Below are 15,350 nucleotides of genomic sequence, written 5' to 3' on the forward strand. Positions count from 1 at the left end.
CCAATCAGGAGAAAAACGCCATGACGTTGCAGATCGGTTTACTGTTGTTTCCACAGGTTCAACAACTGGACCTGACCGGCCCTTATGACGTGCTGGCCTCGCTGCCGGACGTGAAGGTGCACCTGATCTGGAAGGACCTGGTGCCCGTCACCGCAAGTACCGGGCTGGTGTTGAAACCGACCATCACCTTCGACGATTGCCCGCCGCTGGATGTGATCTGCATTCCCGGAGGTGGCGGCGTCGGCCCATTGATGGAGGATGAACAAACCCTGGCCTTCATCAAGACTCAGGCCGCCACGGCGCGGTATGTCACCTCGGTCTGCACCGGCGCCCTGGTGCTTGGCGCGGCGGGGTTGCTCAAGGGCAAGCGCGCCACCACTCACTGGGCGTATCACGAATTGCTCGGGCTGCTGGGGGCGACCCCGGTGAAGGATCGGGTGGTGCGCGACGGCAATCTGCTGACCGGTGGCGGGATCACCGCAGGGATCGATTTTGCCCTGACCCTGGCCGCTGAATTGTTCGATAAGGACACCGCGCAGCTGGTGCAATTGCAGCTGGAATACGCCCCGGCACCGCCGTTTGCTTCGGGCAGCCCCGAGACAGCGCCAGCCGGCGTACTGGAGGAAGCCCGTAAACGTGCTGCCGGGTCGTTGAAATTACGTACGGAAATCACCGAACGTGCAGCGGCGAAACTCGACCTCCAGTGAAAGAGATGGCCGCGGGGGGCTATCCCCCCGCAGCCAGTCACTCACGCCGGCCGTTCGGCACAAACAGCTCGAACGAGTCATCGCCATAAGCCCGCTCCACTTTAGCGATCACCACTTGATAACCCGCATACCACTTGTGGTACTGACGCTTGGCCTCCAGGTGCCTGGGGTGGCTGGCGAATTCCCGGATAGAGGTTTCGTCCTGCCAGTAGTAACTGGCGTTGACCAGTTCGCCATCGGCCGAGCACCAGGACTGGGTACCGACGAACCCTTCGATGCTGATCGCGGCTTCGTCGATCAACGCGCTCAACAGGTTGAACTCCTCGTCTCGTTGCCCGGGTTTGTAGATAAACGATGCGATGTACATGCAGAGGTTCCTTTTCAGTGAATGAGTCAGGCCGGACGAGTCATCAGGGCCAGCCGGACGGCGAGCAACAGCAATACCGCGGCCAGCCCCAATGACTGCCATTTGGCGAATGTCGACGTGCTGGAAATACGCCGGCTGACCGAGCTGCCGAAAACCCCGAGCAGGGTGTGAAACACGCCACTGACCAGGGTCAGCACCATGCCCAGCAGCACCAGCTGTACGGCAATCGAGCCTCGTTGCGCGTTAACGAATTGCGGCAGGAACACCATGAAAAACAGCAAGGCCTTGGGGTTCAGCAGGCTGTTGAGCATCGCCCGGATCAGCAGGGTCTTGAGCGGCACCTGCGCAACATCCGACGTGCCGCTGGCCGATGGCTTTTGCAACGCCTTGAACGCCAGCCACAGCAGGTACAGAACGCCGGCATAACGGATCAGGTCGAAGGCCGGCGGCCAACTGGCAACCAGTGCCGTAACGCCCATCGCGGTCAGCGCGGTCAGGATCAGATCGGCCAGGCCAATGCCCAATCCCGACGCCACACCGCCGCGCCAGCCATAACTGGCACCATGGCTGATTACGAAGGCCATGTTCGGTCCCGGTGACAACAGCAACAGCATCACCGCGCCGACGAAAATCGATAAGGTCGCAGGGTCAATCACTGCGAAGTCTCCGTCCTGGAAAGCCTGTAGATTAGAGCGCCAATCTGATACAAACAAAAAATTGATCCAGATACAAAGAGCGCCCGCCCATGACCCGTATTCGCTACAAACGCCTGGTGGATCAGTTCGCCGGGAAGATTCGCAGCGGTGAACTGCCACCCGCCACGCAATTGCCGACCATTCGCGCGTTGATGCAGAGCGAACGGATCGCCCTGGCCACGGCATTGCGGGTGTATCACGAGCTGGAAGCGATCGGCCTGGTGGTCGGCGAGACCGGCCGTGGCACCTTTGTGCGCGACACATCCTTGCCACGCGGTCTGGGATTGGAACAGCAACCACTGGGCGTCGGCATGGTGGACCTGACCTTCAATTACCCGTCGGTACCCGGTCAGGACGAGTTATTGCGCGAGGGTTTGCGAGCGATCGCCGCCTCCGGGGATATCGATGCGCTATTGCATTCCGCGCCTCAGGGTGGGCGGCCGCATGAACGGCAGACGGCGGCCCGGCATTTACGCAATCGGGACATTCGGGTGGGGGGCGATCAGGTGCTGATCGTCAACGGCGCCCAGCAAGGTCTTGCCGTGACGCTGATGGCACTGCTCAAGCCGGGAGATATTCTGGCCCTCGACGCCCTCACCTACCCCGGCCTGAAAACCCTGGCCCAGGCCCATCGGCTGGACCTCGAAGCCCTCCCGCAAATCGCCGGGCACACCGACCTCGACGCCCTGGAAGCGCTGTGCAAGCGGCGCCCCGTGCGGGCGCTCTACAGCATGCCGACGATGCACAATCCGCTGGGGACGGTGATGTCCATCGCCGACCGTGAACGCCTGGTGCAATTGGCCGAGCGATACGACTTTCTGATCATCGAAGACGGCGCCTATGCCTTCCTCGCAGAACCGGCACCCAAACCGCTGTTTACCCTGGCCCCGCAGCGCACGCTGTACATCAGCGGCCTGTCGAAAAGCGTTGCCTCGGGCCTGCGCATCGGTTTCATCGTTGCACCGAAAGCGATGATGCCGGCGCTGGAGCAAGCCATCCGCGTGTCGACATGGAGCACCCCGTCGCTGACCGTCGCACTGGCCTGCCGCTGGATCGATAGCGGCGAAGTCGACAACCTCGAAGAGCAAAAGCGCCTGGACGCCCGGCAGCGACAGGATCTGGCTCGGCAAATCCTGAAAAACTGCGAACTGATGGCGCATCCCGCTTCCTACTACCTCTGGCTCAGATTGCCCGGAGGCTTGCGGGCCGAAACGGTGGTTGCCGAACTGGAACGTAAAGGCGTGCAGGTGACCAGCGCCGATCCCTTTGCCACGACCACTCATGTGCCTCCTGCACTGCGGGTGGCCATGGGATCGATCAGCCTCGACGTGTTGAAGCGCGCCCTGGAGACTCTGCGTGAAGTCGTGGACATCTGACTGACTTTTCTGACACCCATAAAAAAACCCGCCTAAGCGGGTTTCTCAAGACCATTACGACATCCTGTCGGTAGCCATCCTGGCGTATGGTCGATCATCCGTGATCCTGAACACGTCCTGTGTTCAGTTGATGGATCCAGATTAAACACATCGGCGAAGCTTCAAAAGACGACATAACAGCGGCTGCGTGTAAGCCATTGACCACTCAGCGCCTAAAAACAGCCCTTGTAGTAGCTGCCGAAGGCTGCTGCTACAAGTAGAGGTACGGGTCCGGCGATCGGTTGCAGTTTCCTGCAGACGAAAAAAAACCCGCCGAAGCGGGTTTTCCAAGACCATATCGACTCCCTGTCGGCAGCAATCCTTGCTTATGGTCGATCATCCGTGACCCTGAGCACTTCCTGTGCTTCAGTTGATGGGGCTAGATTACGCTTCGGATCCAATCAGCAATAGACGACATAGCTACTACCGTGTGTAAGACATTCGCTATAACTGCCCTTCCGAAAACCCTTAGACGTATCCACCATCATGGGCCGAAGCCGCGAATTTCGCGGCTTGCAGCCATCAACTTCCCTGACGCTCGTGGGCCTTGGTGTTTTCTGCCAGAAACTGTTCGATGTTGTTCATCTGCTCATCCCAGCCACGGCTGTCCATGCGGAAAGCCTTGAGCCTGCGCGACTGGGGAACGTGATCGAAACCGGACTCGACGACCGTCAACAGCGTGCCTTCGTCCATGTCCTGGAGTTCGAATTTCACCAGCGTGGTGGGCTCCTGAGAGTAATCGACTTCCGGCTCCACCGCATACGGGTGCCAGCGAAACGAAAACACCCGCTCCGGCTCGACCCGCTCCACCAGTACATTCCACAACAAGTGCTCATAACCAGGGTACGTAATCTGCCCCTGGGTCCACTCACCGGCAACAAAGCGCTTGCCTTCGAGTGCCACGCCGAACCATTGTCCGAACATTTCGGCATTGGCCAGCATGCGCCAGACCCGCGAACGCGGCGCCTTGAGCAGGATCTTCCTTTCGATGCGATCTGATGCTGGGTTCATAAGTCACCTCCTGTATTGAACAGTAGGCCCGTAAAGACCAGAAGACCAACCTAAAAGTTGTATCAAACGGCTGATGCAATCAACCGTACCTGAAATATTCGGCCTCGATTTTGGCCATAAGTTCTGGGCTGAAAGTACCTCGTTACAAGCTGAAACCTCCATCTTCGCTACACTGCAGCTCAATTTTCATCACCACTGCGAGCCCACCATGCCCCCACGTTTTCTCCTGCCACTGACGCCACTGCTGTTCACCACCATGGTGCATGCCGTGGACTGTGCCAATGCGAACGACCAGGGCACCATGAATCAGTGCGCTGCTGAGCAATACAAAGCGGCTGATAAAGAGCTGAACACGCTTTACCAGCAAATCACCAAACGATTGAAAGACAATCCCGATGCCAAGAAGCTGCTGGTCAGCGCGCAACGCAACTGGGTGGCGTTTCGTGATGCCGAGTGTGAATTTTCGACCTCTACGGTGTCGGGTGGCAGTGTGTATCCGCTGATCTACAGCCTGTGCAACACCAACCTGACCAAGGCCCGCGTCGAAACCTTCAAACGCTACCTCACGTGTGAGGAAGGCGATATGAGTTGTCCAGTGCCTGGGGCTTGATGCTGCGGTGTTCTTGAGGGCCTCTTCGCGGGCAAGCCTCGCTCCTACAGGGGTCTTCGACGGTACATAAATTGTGTATCCAACCAAAATCCGATGTAGGAGCGAGGTTTGCCCGCGAAGGCGACCTTTCAGGCACCGCGTGCCAGCTTAACGATCACTATAAAAATCAATCAGTTACTTGAAATAACTGGCTATGGGCGCGTCTGAACGAGATCGCCCGCGTCTAATATCGCGACACCTGTTGCAGTGTGAGACCAGCATAGAGGCTCCCGGCCGGAACACTTCATCGCCCAGCGATTGACGATGCTCCAGTGCAGGCGCGAAATGAGGGTTCACCGATTGCCAGTCAGAGGGTAAGAACATGGCAAGCATAACGGTCCTGGCGGGGGACTTTCTGCAGGGTGATGGAGAGTACACAGACGGCGTTTTCACGCTCAGGACGTCGCTTCACCCGTGGCCCGGCATCACCCTCCCGCTCTCATTGTTCAAGAGTGTAGAAGTGGCCAACGAGGATTCGATCAACAACATCAAGGATGTCATCGGCTTCGGCGTGGCGGGGGCCATGTTGCTGGGGCCTATCGGCGCAATTGCCGGCTTCATGTTGGCTGGCAAGGAAACCGAGGTAACCTTTCTGGCCACACTCAAGGATGGAAGAAGGTTGCTGGCAGCTGTAGACAGCGACACGTTCGATGAGATTTCCCGAAAAATCCCGTCCTGACATGACAGACGCACGCCGCACCACCGACGGGTGCGGCGTGACATCGGTTCAGCTGTAGAACGTCGGGTGAACGCCTTTGTGAGCCTCGATTTCCAACCGCATATCAGCCACCAGCGAAGCAATTGCATAGGGGCTGTCCAGTGTCCACACTGGAATGTGAGTGGCCACCAGATCCACTTTGCCGGTCATGCAATCGCAGACCCGAATCGTCAGGGACTGGTCCGCCTCCATGCTGCAGGTGCACACGGCGGGCAGAAAACTTTGCTCGATGATGTTTTGGATTTCCAGGGGTGATAGGAACATCGCTACCTCCCTCACGCCAGATGGATGCCGGGCAAATGCTCCGTCATTTCACCCTTTAGCCTGAAAATTCTAATCCTCAATAGCGGGTGTCTCAAGGCTGTGACAGGTTGCTCGTCGTCTCATCGGGCTGGCGCTTGTTTTCACGATCCGATAATGACTGAAACTGGGGAGTGTCGAGCTTAACCTTTCAATACCCGCGCCAACGTCGACTTCACTTTGCCCATCCCATCATGCAATGCCTGTTCGATCTCGGCCATGGTAATCACCGCCGTCGATTTGCCCGCCGCCGGGTTTACCACCAACGCCAGACAGGCATAATCCAGTTCCAGCTCGCGTGCCAATGCTGCTTCCGGCATACCGGTCATGCCGACGATGTCACAACCGTCACGTTCCAGCTTCGCGATTTCAGCGACCGTTTCCAGACGCGGCCCCTGGGTGCAGGCGTACACGCCATGACTGCTATAGCCGACGCCTTCAGCCGCCAACGCCGCGATTAATTGCTGACGCAGGGATTCGCTGTAGGGATAGCTGAAGTCGATGTGTGTAACCTGTTCCAGGTCATCGGCGAAATAGGTGTGTTGGCGGCCGCTGGTGTAGTCGATCAATTGATGGGGCACGCAGAAATGCCCGGTGCCCATCGCGGCATGAATCCCGCCCACGGCGTTGACCGCGAGAATCGCTTCGGCACCGGCCTGCTTCAAGGCCCACAGATTGGCGCGGTAGTTCACCTGATGCGGCGGGAAGCGGTGTGGGTGGCCGTGACGTGCGAGAAACAGCACTTCCTTGCCGGCGTACTCACCGATCTGCACCTCGGCCGAAGGCGCACCGTAAGGAGTGTCCACCGCCAATGACTGACGAATGCTCAAGCCTTCGAGTTGAGTCAGGCCGGTGCCACCGATAATCGCGTAAACCGTCATAACGAAAAGTCCTTAATCAATCAATTGAGCTTCTTTAAGCGCGCCGACGGCCGTAAGCCAGCGCGGGTCTTGACGGTATTCGGTGCTGGCGTACGCCTGCCCACGCATCCGCGCGATACGCGCCGAAGGCTTGACCTTCAACCGCTGGGCGGCACTCAAAGCCAACTCGGCAGCCGCGCGGTCGTTGCACACCAGGCCCATGTCGCAACCGGCGGTCAATGCCGCTTCGATGCGACTGGCGGCATCACCCACCACATGCGCACCGGCCATCGACAGGTCGTCACTGAAGATCACGCCATCGAACTGCAGCTCGCCGCGCAGGATGTCCTGCAACCAGCGACGGGAGAAACCGGCAGGCTGGGAATCGACTTGTGGATAAATAACGTGGGCCGGCATGACGGCGGCCAATTGCTTGCTCAATCGCGCGAATGGCACCAGGTCGTTGGCGCGGATCTCTTCGAGGCTGCGCTCGTCGTTGGGAATCGCAACGTGGGAATCGGCCTCGGCCCAGCCATGACCGGGGAAATGCTTGCCGGTGGCAGCCATCCCGGCGCTGTTCATGCCGCGGATGAATGCACCGGCGAGCAAGGCTGCGCGCTCGGGATCACCTTCGAATGAACGGGTGCCAACCACCGCACTGCGCTGGTAGTCCAGATCCAGCACCGGGGCGAAACTCAGATCGAGGCCGGCCGCGAGCACTTCGGTCGCCATGATCCAGCCGCACTGTTCGGCCAGGTATTCGGCATTCGGGTTGTCGGCGATGGCGCGCATGGCGGGCAGTCGCACGAAGCCCTGACGCAGTCGCTGAACCCGACCGCCCTCCTGGTCGACCGCCAGCAGCAGATCGGGACGAATGGCGCGGATCGCGGCGCTGAATTCGCGCACCTGACGCGGGTGTTCGATGTTGCGGGCAAAAATGATCAGGCCGCCCACTTCGGGCTGGCGCAACAATTGGCGATCTTCAGACGTCAGCCAGGTACCGGCGACGTCCACCATCAACGAGCCTTGCAGGCCAGCAGTCATGGAAATTCCTTGATTACGGTAAACCCGGCTCGCACGAATTCGCCGCCAAAGGCTGGGCCTGGCAGGTCGGCGATATCAATGAGGAGCGGGTTCAGAACGAGAGTCGGCATGGGCGGCTAGCTTAGCGGATGTCAGCTGCCGCGCCCACCCGTGTGCGGTTAAACCTTGGCGGCCACCGGGGTCGATTTGCTGCGTGGACGCAACTGTGCGGCAGCCATGGCGGTGTCGGTGACGCCGGTTTCGGCACGCATGCCCGCAGCCAGGAATGGCACCATCAGACGCATCACTTGCTCGATGGAAGTGTTGACACCGAAATCGGTCTCGGCAATCGCGCGCAAGGCCTTGATCCCCGACATGCTGAATGCCGCGGCACCTAGCATGAAGTGCACGCGCCAGAACAGTTCGATCGGAGGAATGCGTGGCGCGGCTTCGTTGACCAGCAGCATGTAGCGGCGGAAAACCTTGCCGTACATGTCTTCCAGATAACGACGCAAGTGCCCTTGGCTCTGACTGAAAGCCAGCCCCAGCAAACGCATGAAGATGGACAGGTCGTTGCCGCTGCGTGGTTGCACCACCAGGGCTTGCTCGACGAGGATCTCCAGCAATTCTTCGAGGGTCGGTTTGTTCTCGGGTTTGGCCTGACGGCGCTCCAGCTCTTTATCGAGACTGAGGCAGAACGGCCCGAGAAAACGCGAGAAGACCGCTTGAATCAGCGCCTTCTTCGATCCGAAGTGATAGTTCACCGCCGCCAGATTGACACCGGCCTTGCTGGTGATCAGACGCAACGAGGTTTCAGCGAAACCTTTTTCCGCGAACAATTGCTCGGCAGCATCGAGAATGCGTTCAACGGTTTCCGACTGGGCCATGGCTACTCCGCCTGACAAACACTTGTTTGAAACATACGTTTCAGCCCAGGCCTTGTCAAGTCTGGCGGTTCGTTTTGGGAATGGTCGGTCAGCTATTTAACCATACAACATTGTCGCTTCAATCGGCGAGCTGAATGACCGTCCAGCGGCCGGCAAAAAAAGGGGCATTGCCAAGACCGGTTCACTGTATATAATCCCAGTCACTGTATAAAAAGACAGAGCGATCAATATGCTAAAGCTGACGCCACGCCAAGCAGAGATTCTGGCCTTCATCAAACGCTGCCTCGAAGACAACGGCTACCCGCCAACCCGCGCGGAAATCGCTCAGGAACTGGGCTTCAAGTCGCCCAACGCGGCGGAAGAACACCTCAAGGCACTGGCCCGCAAGGGCGCGATCGAGATGACCCCGGGCGCCTCCCGCGGCATTCGCATCCCCGGCTTCGAAGCCAAGGCCGACGAATCTACCCTGCCGATCATCGGCCGAGTGGCAGCGGGCGCTCCGATCCTCGCCCAGCAGCACATCGAAGAATCCTGCAACATCAACCCTTCGTTCTTCCACCCTCGCGCTGACTATCTGTTGCGGGTCCATGGCATGAGCATGAAGGACGTCGGCATTTTCGACGGAGACCTGCTGGCCGTCCATACCACCCGCGAAGCCCGTAACGGTCAGATCGTGGTGGCGCGGATTGGCGACGAAGTGACCGTCAAGCGCTTCAAGCGCGACGGCAGCAAAGTCTGGCTGATTGCCGAAAACCCTGAATTCGCCCCTATCGAAGTCAACCTGAAAGATCAGGAACTGGTGATCGAAGGCTTGAGCGTCGGCGTGATTCGCCGCTAAAGGAGGCTTTATGCAGTTCCCACACACTTCACAGCAAGCCCAACTGCCGTTGTTCGAGGCATTCATGGCGCAGCCGCTAGCGCCGATCCTGAAAGAAGTGGTCGAGTCGCCCTGGAGCGCCGAGCCCGAAGTCTTCAGCGAGCTGTCATTGCGTGGCGCGGCCGGGAACTGCCTGAACCTTCTGGCGCCAATCCTCAGGGAGCTGAGCCAGGATCAGGACGCTCGCTGGCTGACTCTGATCGCCCCGCCCGCCAGCCTGACCCAGGCCTGGCTGCGAGACGCCGGCCTGAACCGTGAACGCATTCTGCTGCTGCAACCACGTGGCACACAGAGCGCTCAGCAGCTGACCTGTGAAGCTTTGCGACTTGGCCGCAGCCATACGGTCGTCAGCTGGCTAAACCCGTTGAGCACATCGTCGCGGCAACAGCTGATCAGCGCCGCCCGTACCGGGGATGCGCAAAGTCTGAATATTCGACTGGGTTAACTGACAAAACACTGTTTGCACTGAACAGCGCGGGGCTTCTCCAAGGATAGAGAAGCCGGTCTGTAGAGGTATCCGCAAAATCCGACGGGCGGGATCAATGAAGAACCCGTGGCCCCTCTTCCTTATCAAATTCGCCTTCAACCAGGCGTCCTGCCATCTGAACACCGACGCTCAACATCGCCTTGGCGACTTCCACGTGCTGGCCTTGCAGGAAAGCCTTGGCATCCTCGGAGAAATCCAAAGTAACCAGAGAACCCTCGTCCTCGGCCCTACGCAGCTCGATTCGGCCATCTGGTAACTCGACAATTTCTAGAAAGGACGTTGGCATAAAGGACTGTTCTCCACGAAAGGCAGGGATTATATAGGCATCGGCCAAGCTTCGCTCAGGATCTTGACCAGATGCCATCACGAAGAGAAATTTCTGACATCACGCTTCCTTGAGCGGACCATTCACCGAGCACTCAATCTTTCAGCACTCGTTCAGCCCGTCGCGAAACCGGATCGCCAAGCTTTTCAGATTCTGGCGCCAGCTCTCCAGTTCTTCCCGGCTCAGCTCTTCAGGCGCCTCTTCTTCGTCCAGGTTGACGGCCAGAATAAGCGGCTGCGTCACATCCCCCTTGGGCTTGTGTGGAGCACGAGGCGGTTGAAACAGTGCGGCATAAGCCGACAGCAGCTTGGCCAGCCAGGTTTCAGGGTTTTGCGCCAACTCGACCATCTCGGCCATTTCCGGAATAGCGATGGTTTCGAGTACTTCGCGGGTCAGCAGCATCTCTGCCCGCGGCGCATTGGCCTGAGGCAAGCGATAGAAACCGGCGATTTCATGGCACAGCCCCAACAGCGCTCCGTACAGGTGAAACAACGCCGATTCGCGACCGGCCTGAATCAGCGCCAGGGAGTTCATCGCCCGCCCCTCTTCGGCCTTGGCGAGCGCTTCCAGCGACAAGCCGGCGAAATAAATTTTCTGATTGGTACGGGTATAGAGTTCGTGGGCCATGACGGCAGCCTCCACAACGAAATAATTGCTTCACGCAGGTCTGACAGTGTCGTGGATCACCCAAGCTCACCGCAAGCCCAAAACAAAAAGGCCGCATGAAAACCCGAGGGTTGTCATGCGGCCTTTTTATGTGCAGCGGCTTTTAAGCCTTGGCTGCTGGACGCTTGTCTTCAACCGTCCACTTGCCACCATCGTAATACGCTTTCCAGCCAGTCGGCTTACCGTCGACTTCCGTCTGCACGTATTGCTCTTTGGTCTTGCGGCTGTAACGGATCACTGCTGGCAGACCGTCAGGATCTTTCTTCGGTGCTTCGCAGAGGAAGTGGTACTTCGGATCGATCTCATCCTTGTGCGGCACGATCTCGACGACCAATGGCGCACGGGTCTCGCGGTTTTTCGGGAACTGGCTGGCCGCCAGGAACAGGCCGGAAGCACCGTCACGCAGGATATAGGTGTCGTTGACCTTTTCGCATTTGAGCTCAGGCATCTTCACCGGATCCATCTTCGGCGGCGCCGCATCACCGCTTTTCAGCAGCTTGCGGGTGTTCTTGCAGGTTGCGTTGGTACAACCGAAGAACTTGCCGAAACGGCCGGTCTTGAGCTGCATCTCGCTGCCGCACTTGTCGCATTCCAGGCTCGGACCTTCGTAGCCCTTGATGCGGTAAGCGCCCTCTTCGATCTCGTAGCCTGCGCAATCCGGGTTGTTACCGCAGATGTGCAGCTTGCGCTTCTCGTCGAGCAGGTAAGCGTCCATCGCCGTGCTGCAGATCGGGCAACGGTGCTTGCCGCGCAGAACCAGCGACTCCGACTCACCCTCGTCGTCCGCAGCGATTTCGTCGCCCGGCACCAGGTTGACGGTGGCCTTGCAGCGTTCTTTCGGCGGCAGGCTGTAGCCCGAGCAACCGAGGAACACGCCGGTCGATGCAGTACGAATCTGCATCGGACGACCGCACACCACACATGGAATATCAGTCATTACCGGCTGGTTGGCGCGCATGCCGCCTTCAGCGCTTTCGGCTACTTCGAGTTTCTTCTTGAAGTCGCCGTAGAACTCGTCGAGCACGTTTTTCCAGTCGCGCTCGCCCTGGGCCACGTCATCGAGATTCTCTTCCATGCCGGCGGTGAAGCCGTAGTCCATGAGATTGGAGAAGCTCTCGGCCAGACGCTCTGTGACGATGTCGCCCATCTTTTCCGAATAGAAACGACGGTTGTGCAGCGCCACGTAGCCGCGGTCCTGGATGGTCGAAATGATCGCCGCGTAGGTCGAAGGACGACCGATACCGCGTTTTTCCATTTCCTTGACCAGGCTCGCTTCCGAGTAACGCGCCGGCGGCTTGGTAAAGTGCTGGGTCGGATCAAGCTTGATCAGCTTCATCGCATCGCCCTGGGCCATGTCCGGCAGCACGTCGTCATCGCCAGGCTTGGTGATTTGCGGCATGACGCGGGTGTAACCGTCGAACTTCAGGATGCGGCCCTTGGCGCGCAACTCGAAGTCACCGGCACCGACGGTGACTGTGGTCGACAGGTATTGGGCCGGCAGCATCTGGCAGGCGAGGAACTGGCGCCAGATCAGCTCGTAAAGCCGCTCGGCATCACGCTCCATGCCCGACAGCTTGCTTGGCTCGGTATTGGCGTCGGACGGACGAATCGCTTCGTGAGCCTCTTGTGCGCCTTCCTTGCTGCTGTAGACGTTCGGGGTTTCCGGCAGGTACTTCTTGCCGAATTCGCCTTCAATATAAGTACGCGCCATCGTCACGGCATCGGCCGAGAGGTTGGTGGAGTCGGTACGCATATAAGTGATGTAGCCGGCTTCGTACAAACGCTGGGCCATCATCATGGTTTTCTTCACACCGAAGCCCAGGCGGTTGCTCGCGGCCTGCTGCAGGGTGGAGGTGATGAACGGTGCCGACGGCTTGCTGCTGGTCGGTTTGTCTTCGCGCTTGACGATGCTGTAGCTGGAAGCCTTGAGCTTCTCCAGCGCGGCCATGGCCTGGGCTTCGTTGAGCGGCTTGAAGGCTTCGCCTTTCTCGCGAGCCACGTCGAACCGCACAGTCGCGCCCTTGGCGGTGCCGAGGTCAGCGTGAACTTCCCAGTACTCTTCCGGGTTGAACGCGCGGATTTCGCGCTCACGCTCAACCACCAGCTTCACGGCAACCGATTGCACGCGACCGGCGGACAGGCCACGAGCAACCTTGGCCCACAGCAGCGGCGAAACCATGTAACCCACCACGCGGTCGAGGAAGCGACGCGCCTGCTGAGCGTTTACGCGATCGATGTCCAGCTCGCCCGGCTGGGAGAAAGCTTCCTGGATCGCTTTTTTGGTGATTTCGTTGAACACCACGCGCTTGTAGCGGCTGTCGTCACCACCGATGGCTTCGCGCAGGTGCCAGGCAATGGCTTCCCCCTCGCGATCCAAGTCGGTTGCGAGATAGATGGTGTCAGCATCTTTGGCGAGCCGGCGCAGCTCTTCGATAACCTTTTCCTTGCCCGGGAGGATCTCGTACTTGGCTTTCCAGCCATGATCGGGATCGACACCCATGCGCGAGACCAGCTGCTTGCGCGCTTTCTCTTTCGGCGTGAGCACCGGACCTTCACCTGCGGCGGCCTTGCCACGCTTGGCGGCAGGCTCTTTGCTGGCGCTAGCCGAACCGCTGGTGGGCAGGTCTCGGATATGGCCGATACTCGACTTCACCACGTATTGGTTACCCAGATACTTGTTGATGGTCTTGGCCTTAGCCGGGGATTCCACAATGACCAGCGATTTGCCCATGGATCAGAAAATTCCTGAATTCTAGAAGTGAAAGGCGGTTGGCGCCTGACGCGGCACCGCTATATATAGTGGCTACAAGGTGAGGTCAAGCGCAGGGTTCTGCGCGCACTCCCCTTATGGCTGAGGAAAAATGCTCGGTTCGGCTTGCACCAAAGCAAAGCGTGGCACCTGTTCGCCGTCAACCTCGACCGACTCCAGGAACATGCTCAAGGGGCGTACCCAAAAGCCGTAATCGCCATACAGGGCTTGGTAGAAGACCACTTCTTCTTCGGTCTCCGAATGCCGCGCAACACTGAATACGCGGTACTGCGGACCTTTGTAATGTTGGTAGAGCCCAGGTTGTATCGGCATGCTTTGGCCCTCACTCAAATTTTTTCAAAATAAAAACAAAAATAAATCCGGAAAAACAAAAACCGGGGCACTTGGCCCCGGCTTCCATCGACGAAACGCTTAAACGCGTTCGAAGACGGTGGAGATGCCTTGGCCGAGACCAATGCACATGGTAGCCACCCCGAAGGTGCCGCCATTCTGCTTCATCACATTCAGCAAGGTGCCCGAAATACGTGCACCGGAGCAACCGAACGGGTGACCCAGGGCGATCGCGCCGCCGTGCAGGTTAACCTTCTCGTTCATCTTGTCGAGCACTTTCAAATCTTTCAGCACTGGCAGGGCCTGTGCGGCGAAAGCTTCGTTGAGCTCGAAGAAGTCGATATCGTTGATGCCAAGGCCCGCGCGCTTCAATGCTTTCTGCGTTGCCGGTACTGGACCATAGCCCATGATCGCCGGGTCCACACCTGCCACTGCCATCGAGCGAATCACCGCCAGCGGCTGGATGCCCAGGTCCTGGGCCCGCTGTGCCGACATCACGATCATGCACGAAGCACCATCGGTGATCTGCGACGAAGTACCAGCGGTCACGGTGCCGCCCTTCGGATTAAACGCTGGCTTCAGAGCCGCCAGGCTTTCCAGAGTGGTTTCCGGACGAATGGTTTCGTCGTAGTCGAACAGTTTCAGGAAACCGTTCTCGTCGTAGCCCTGCATCGGGATGATTTCGTCCTTGAACTTGCCTTCCACGGTCGCCTTGTGGGCGAGTTGGTGGGAGCGCACGCCAAAGGCGTCCTGCTGTTCGCGAGTAATGCCGTGCATTTTGCCGAGCATTTCTGCGGTCAGGCCCATCATGCCCGAGGCTTTCGCCGCGTACAGGGACATGTGCGGGTTCGGATCGACTCCGTGCATCATGCTCACATGCCCCATATGCTCGACGCCGCCAACGACGAACACGTCACCGTTGCCGGTCATGATTGCTTGCGCGGCAGTGTGCAGCGCACTCATCGACGAGCCACACAGACGGCTGACGGTCTGGCCGGCCGAGGTGTGTGGAATCTGAGTCATCAGGGACGCCATGCGGGCGATGTTCCAGCCCTGCTCCAGGGTCTGGTTAACGCAGCCCCAGATCACGTCTTCGACTTCGCTCGGGTCGACCTTGACGTTGCGTTCCAGCAATTTGCTGATCAGGTGTGCCGACATGTCTTCGGCGCGGGTGTTGCGGTGCATGCCGCCCTTGGAGCGGCCCATCGGCGTACGACCGAAGTCGACAATCACGACGTCTCTAGGATTCAAGCTCATATACGT

At 58.8% G+C, this 15,350-nt stretch carries 18 protein-coding genes; 6 read left to right on the forward strand and 12 right to left on the reverse strand.

What is annotated here, in order from left to right; all coding sequences use genetic code 11:
• Positions 1 to 20 precede the first annotated feature (20 nt).
• Positions 21 to 707, forward strand: a complete 687-nt coding sequence (gene inhA, locus PSH69_RS19565; RefSeq protein WP_305409510.1) for an isonitrile hydratase — start codon at positions 21 to 23, stop codon at positions 705 to 707.
• Positions 708 to 744: 37 nt separating this feature from the next.
• Here the strand turns inward: inhA and PSH69_RS19570 are convergent, their stop codons facing one another.
• Together PSH69_RS19570 and PSH69_RS19575 are read right to left on the reverse strand one after the other, a co-directional pair.
• Positions 745 to 1,074, reverse strand: coding sequence for an antibiotic biosynthesis monooxygenase (locus tag PSH69_RS19570; RefSeq protein WP_305409511.1), 330 nt, complete (start codon positions 1,072 to 1,074; stop codon positions 745 to 747).
• A 26-nt stretch (positions 1,075 to 1,100) separates the two neighbouring features.
• A complete protein-coding gene (locus PSH69_RS19575) occupies positions 1,101 to 1,730 on the reverse strand; it encodes a LysE family translocator (RefSeq protein ID WP_305409512.1) in 630 nt (209 codons plus the stop codon).
• 89 nt (positions 1,731 to 1,819) lie between these two features.
• Between PSH69_RS19575 and PSH69_RS19580 the strand changes: the two genes are divergently transcribed.
• Positions 1,820 to 3,145, forward strand: a complete 1,326-nt coding sequence (locus PSH69_RS19580) for a PLP-dependent aminotransferase family protein (RefSeq protein ID WP_305409513.1) — start codon at positions 1,820 to 1,822, stop codon at positions 3,143 to 3,145.
• 561 nt (positions 3,146 to 3,706) lie between these two features.
• Here PSH69_RS19580 and PSH69_RS19585 read toward each other — a convergent pair.
• Positions 3,707 to 4,195 (reverse strand): SRPBCC family protein, encoded by a 489-nt coding sequence (locus PSH69_RS19585; protein WP_018925328.1) that lies wholly within the window; start codon positions 4,193 to 4,195, stop codon positions 3,707 to 3,709.
• A 208-nt stretch (positions 4,196 to 4,403) separates the two neighbouring features.
• On the opposite strand from PSH69_RS19585, the gene PSH69_RS19590 reads away from it, so the two are divergent.
• Positions 4,404 to 4,805: a lysozyme inhibitor LprI family protein gene (locus PSH69_RS19590; RefSeq protein ID WP_305409514.1), complete on the forward strand. Its 402-nt coding sequence runs from the start codon at positions 4,404 to 4,406 to the stop codon at positions 4,803 to 4,805.
• 361 nt (positions 4,806 to 5,166) lie between these two features.
• Positions 5,167 to 5,523 carry a hypothetical protein gene (locus tag PSH69_RS19595; protein WP_019579919.1) on the forward strand — a complete coding sequence of 119 codons (357 nt, stop codon included), beginning with the start codon at positions 5,167 to 5,169 and terminating at the stop codon, positions 5,521 to 5,523.
• A gap of 48 nt (positions 5,524 to 5,571) precedes the next feature.
• Here the strand turns inward: PSH69_RS19595 and PSH69_RS19600 are convergent, their stop codons facing one another.
• From PSH69_RS19600 to PSH69_RS19615, 4 genes are all read right to left on the reverse strand, one after another.
• A complete protein-coding gene (locus PSH69_RS19600) occupies positions 5,572 to 5,826 on the reverse strand; it encodes a DUF1652 domain-containing protein (RefSeq protein WP_305409515.1) in 255 nt (84 codons plus the stop codon).
• Between the two features lie 179 nt (positions 5,827 to 6,005).
• A complete protein-coding gene (locus tag PSH69_RS19605) occupies positions 6,006 to 6,743 on the reverse strand; it encodes an S-methyl-5'-thioinosine phosphorylase (RefSeq protein WP_105339555.1) in 738 nt (245 codons plus the stop codon).
• Positions 6,744 to 6,755: 12 nt separating this feature from the next.
• On the reverse strand, positions 6,756 to 7,766 hold the full coding sequence (gene nagZ / locus PSH69_RS19610) for a beta-N-acetylhexosaminidase (protein WP_305409516.1): 1,011 nt from the start codon (positions 7,764 to 7,766) through the stop codon (positions 6,756 to 6,758).
• A 158-nt stretch (positions 7,767 to 7,924) separates the two neighbouring features.
• Positions 7,925 to 8,632: a TetR/AcrR family transcriptional regulator gene (locus PSH69_RS19615; RefSeq protein WP_018925321.1), complete on the reverse strand. Its 708-nt coding sequence runs from the start codon at positions 8,630 to 8,632 to the stop codon at positions 7,925 to 7,927.
• Positions 8,633 to 8,861: 229 nt separating this feature from the next.
• Here PSH69_RS19615 and lexA point away from each other — a divergent pair, with 229 nt between their 5' ends.
• Both lexA and sulA read left to right on the forward strand, forming a co-directional pair.
• Complete coding sequence (gene lexA, locus PSH69_RS19620; RefSeq protein ID WP_007933171.1) at positions 8,862 to 9,470, forward strand: transcriptional repressor LexA; 609 nt, start codon at positions 8,862 to 8,864, stop codon at positions 9,468 to 9,470.
• A 10-nt stretch (positions 9,471 to 9,480) separates the two neighbouring features.
• On the forward strand, positions 9,481 to 9,954 hold the full coding sequence (gene sulA / locus PSH69_RS19625; protein WP_018925320.1) for an SOS-induced cell division inhibitor SulA: 474 nt from the start codon (positions 9,481 to 9,483) through the stop codon (positions 9,952 to 9,954).
• Between the two features lie 94 nt (positions 9,955 to 10,048).
• On the opposite strand, the gene PSH69_RS19630 is transcribed toward sulA, so the two are convergent.
• The 5 genes from PSH69_RS19630 to fadA all read right to left on the reverse strand — a co-directional run bounded on the left by PSH69_RS19630 (position 10,049) and on the right by fadA (position 15,344).
• Positions 10,049 to 10,282: a hypothetical protein gene (locus PSH69_RS19630; RefSeq protein ID WP_007933173.1), complete on the reverse strand. Its 234-nt coding sequence runs from the start codon at positions 10,280 to 10,282 to the stop codon at positions 10,049 to 10,051.
• A gap of 141 nt (positions 10,283 to 10,423) precedes the next feature.
• Positions 10,424 to 10,948 (reverse strand): DUF6586 family protein, encoded by a 525-nt coding sequence (locus PSH69_RS19635; protein WP_105339558.1) that lies wholly within the window; start codon positions 10,946 to 10,948, stop codon positions 10,424 to 10,426.
• A 142-nt stretch (positions 10,949 to 11,090) separates the two neighbouring features.
• The gene (topA, locus tag PSH69_RS19640; RefSeq protein ID WP_018925317.1) at positions 11,091 to 13,718 is read right to left on the reverse strand and encodes a type I DNA topoisomerase; all 2,628 of its coding nucleotides are present in this window, start codon (positions 13,716 to 13,718) and stop codon (positions 11,091 to 11,093) included.
• 114 nt (positions 13,719 to 13,832) lie between these two features.
• The gene (locus PSH69_RS19645; protein ID WP_007933188.1) at positions 13,833 to 14,069 is read right to left on the reverse strand and encodes a DUF1653 domain-containing protein; all 237 of its coding nucleotides are present in this window, start codon (positions 14,067 to 14,069) and stop codon (positions 13,833 to 13,835) included.
• Positions 14,070 to 14,168: 99 nt separating this feature from the next.
• Positions 14,169 to 15,344, reverse strand: a complete 1,176-nt coding sequence (fadA, locus tag PSH69_RS19650) for an acetyl-CoA C-acyltransferase FadA (RefSeq protein WP_007933190.1) — start codon at positions 15,342 to 15,344, stop codon at positions 14,169 to 14,171.
• Between the last annotated feature and the right edge of the window lie 6 nt (positions 15,345 to 15,350).

Origin of the sequence: Pseudomonas sp. FP1740 (genome assembly GCF_030687165.1) — a bacterium.
In the GTDB taxonomy this organism is placed as follows: domain Bacteria; phylum Pseudomonadota; class Gammaproteobacteria; order Pseudomonadales; family Pseudomonadaceae; genus Aquipseudomonas.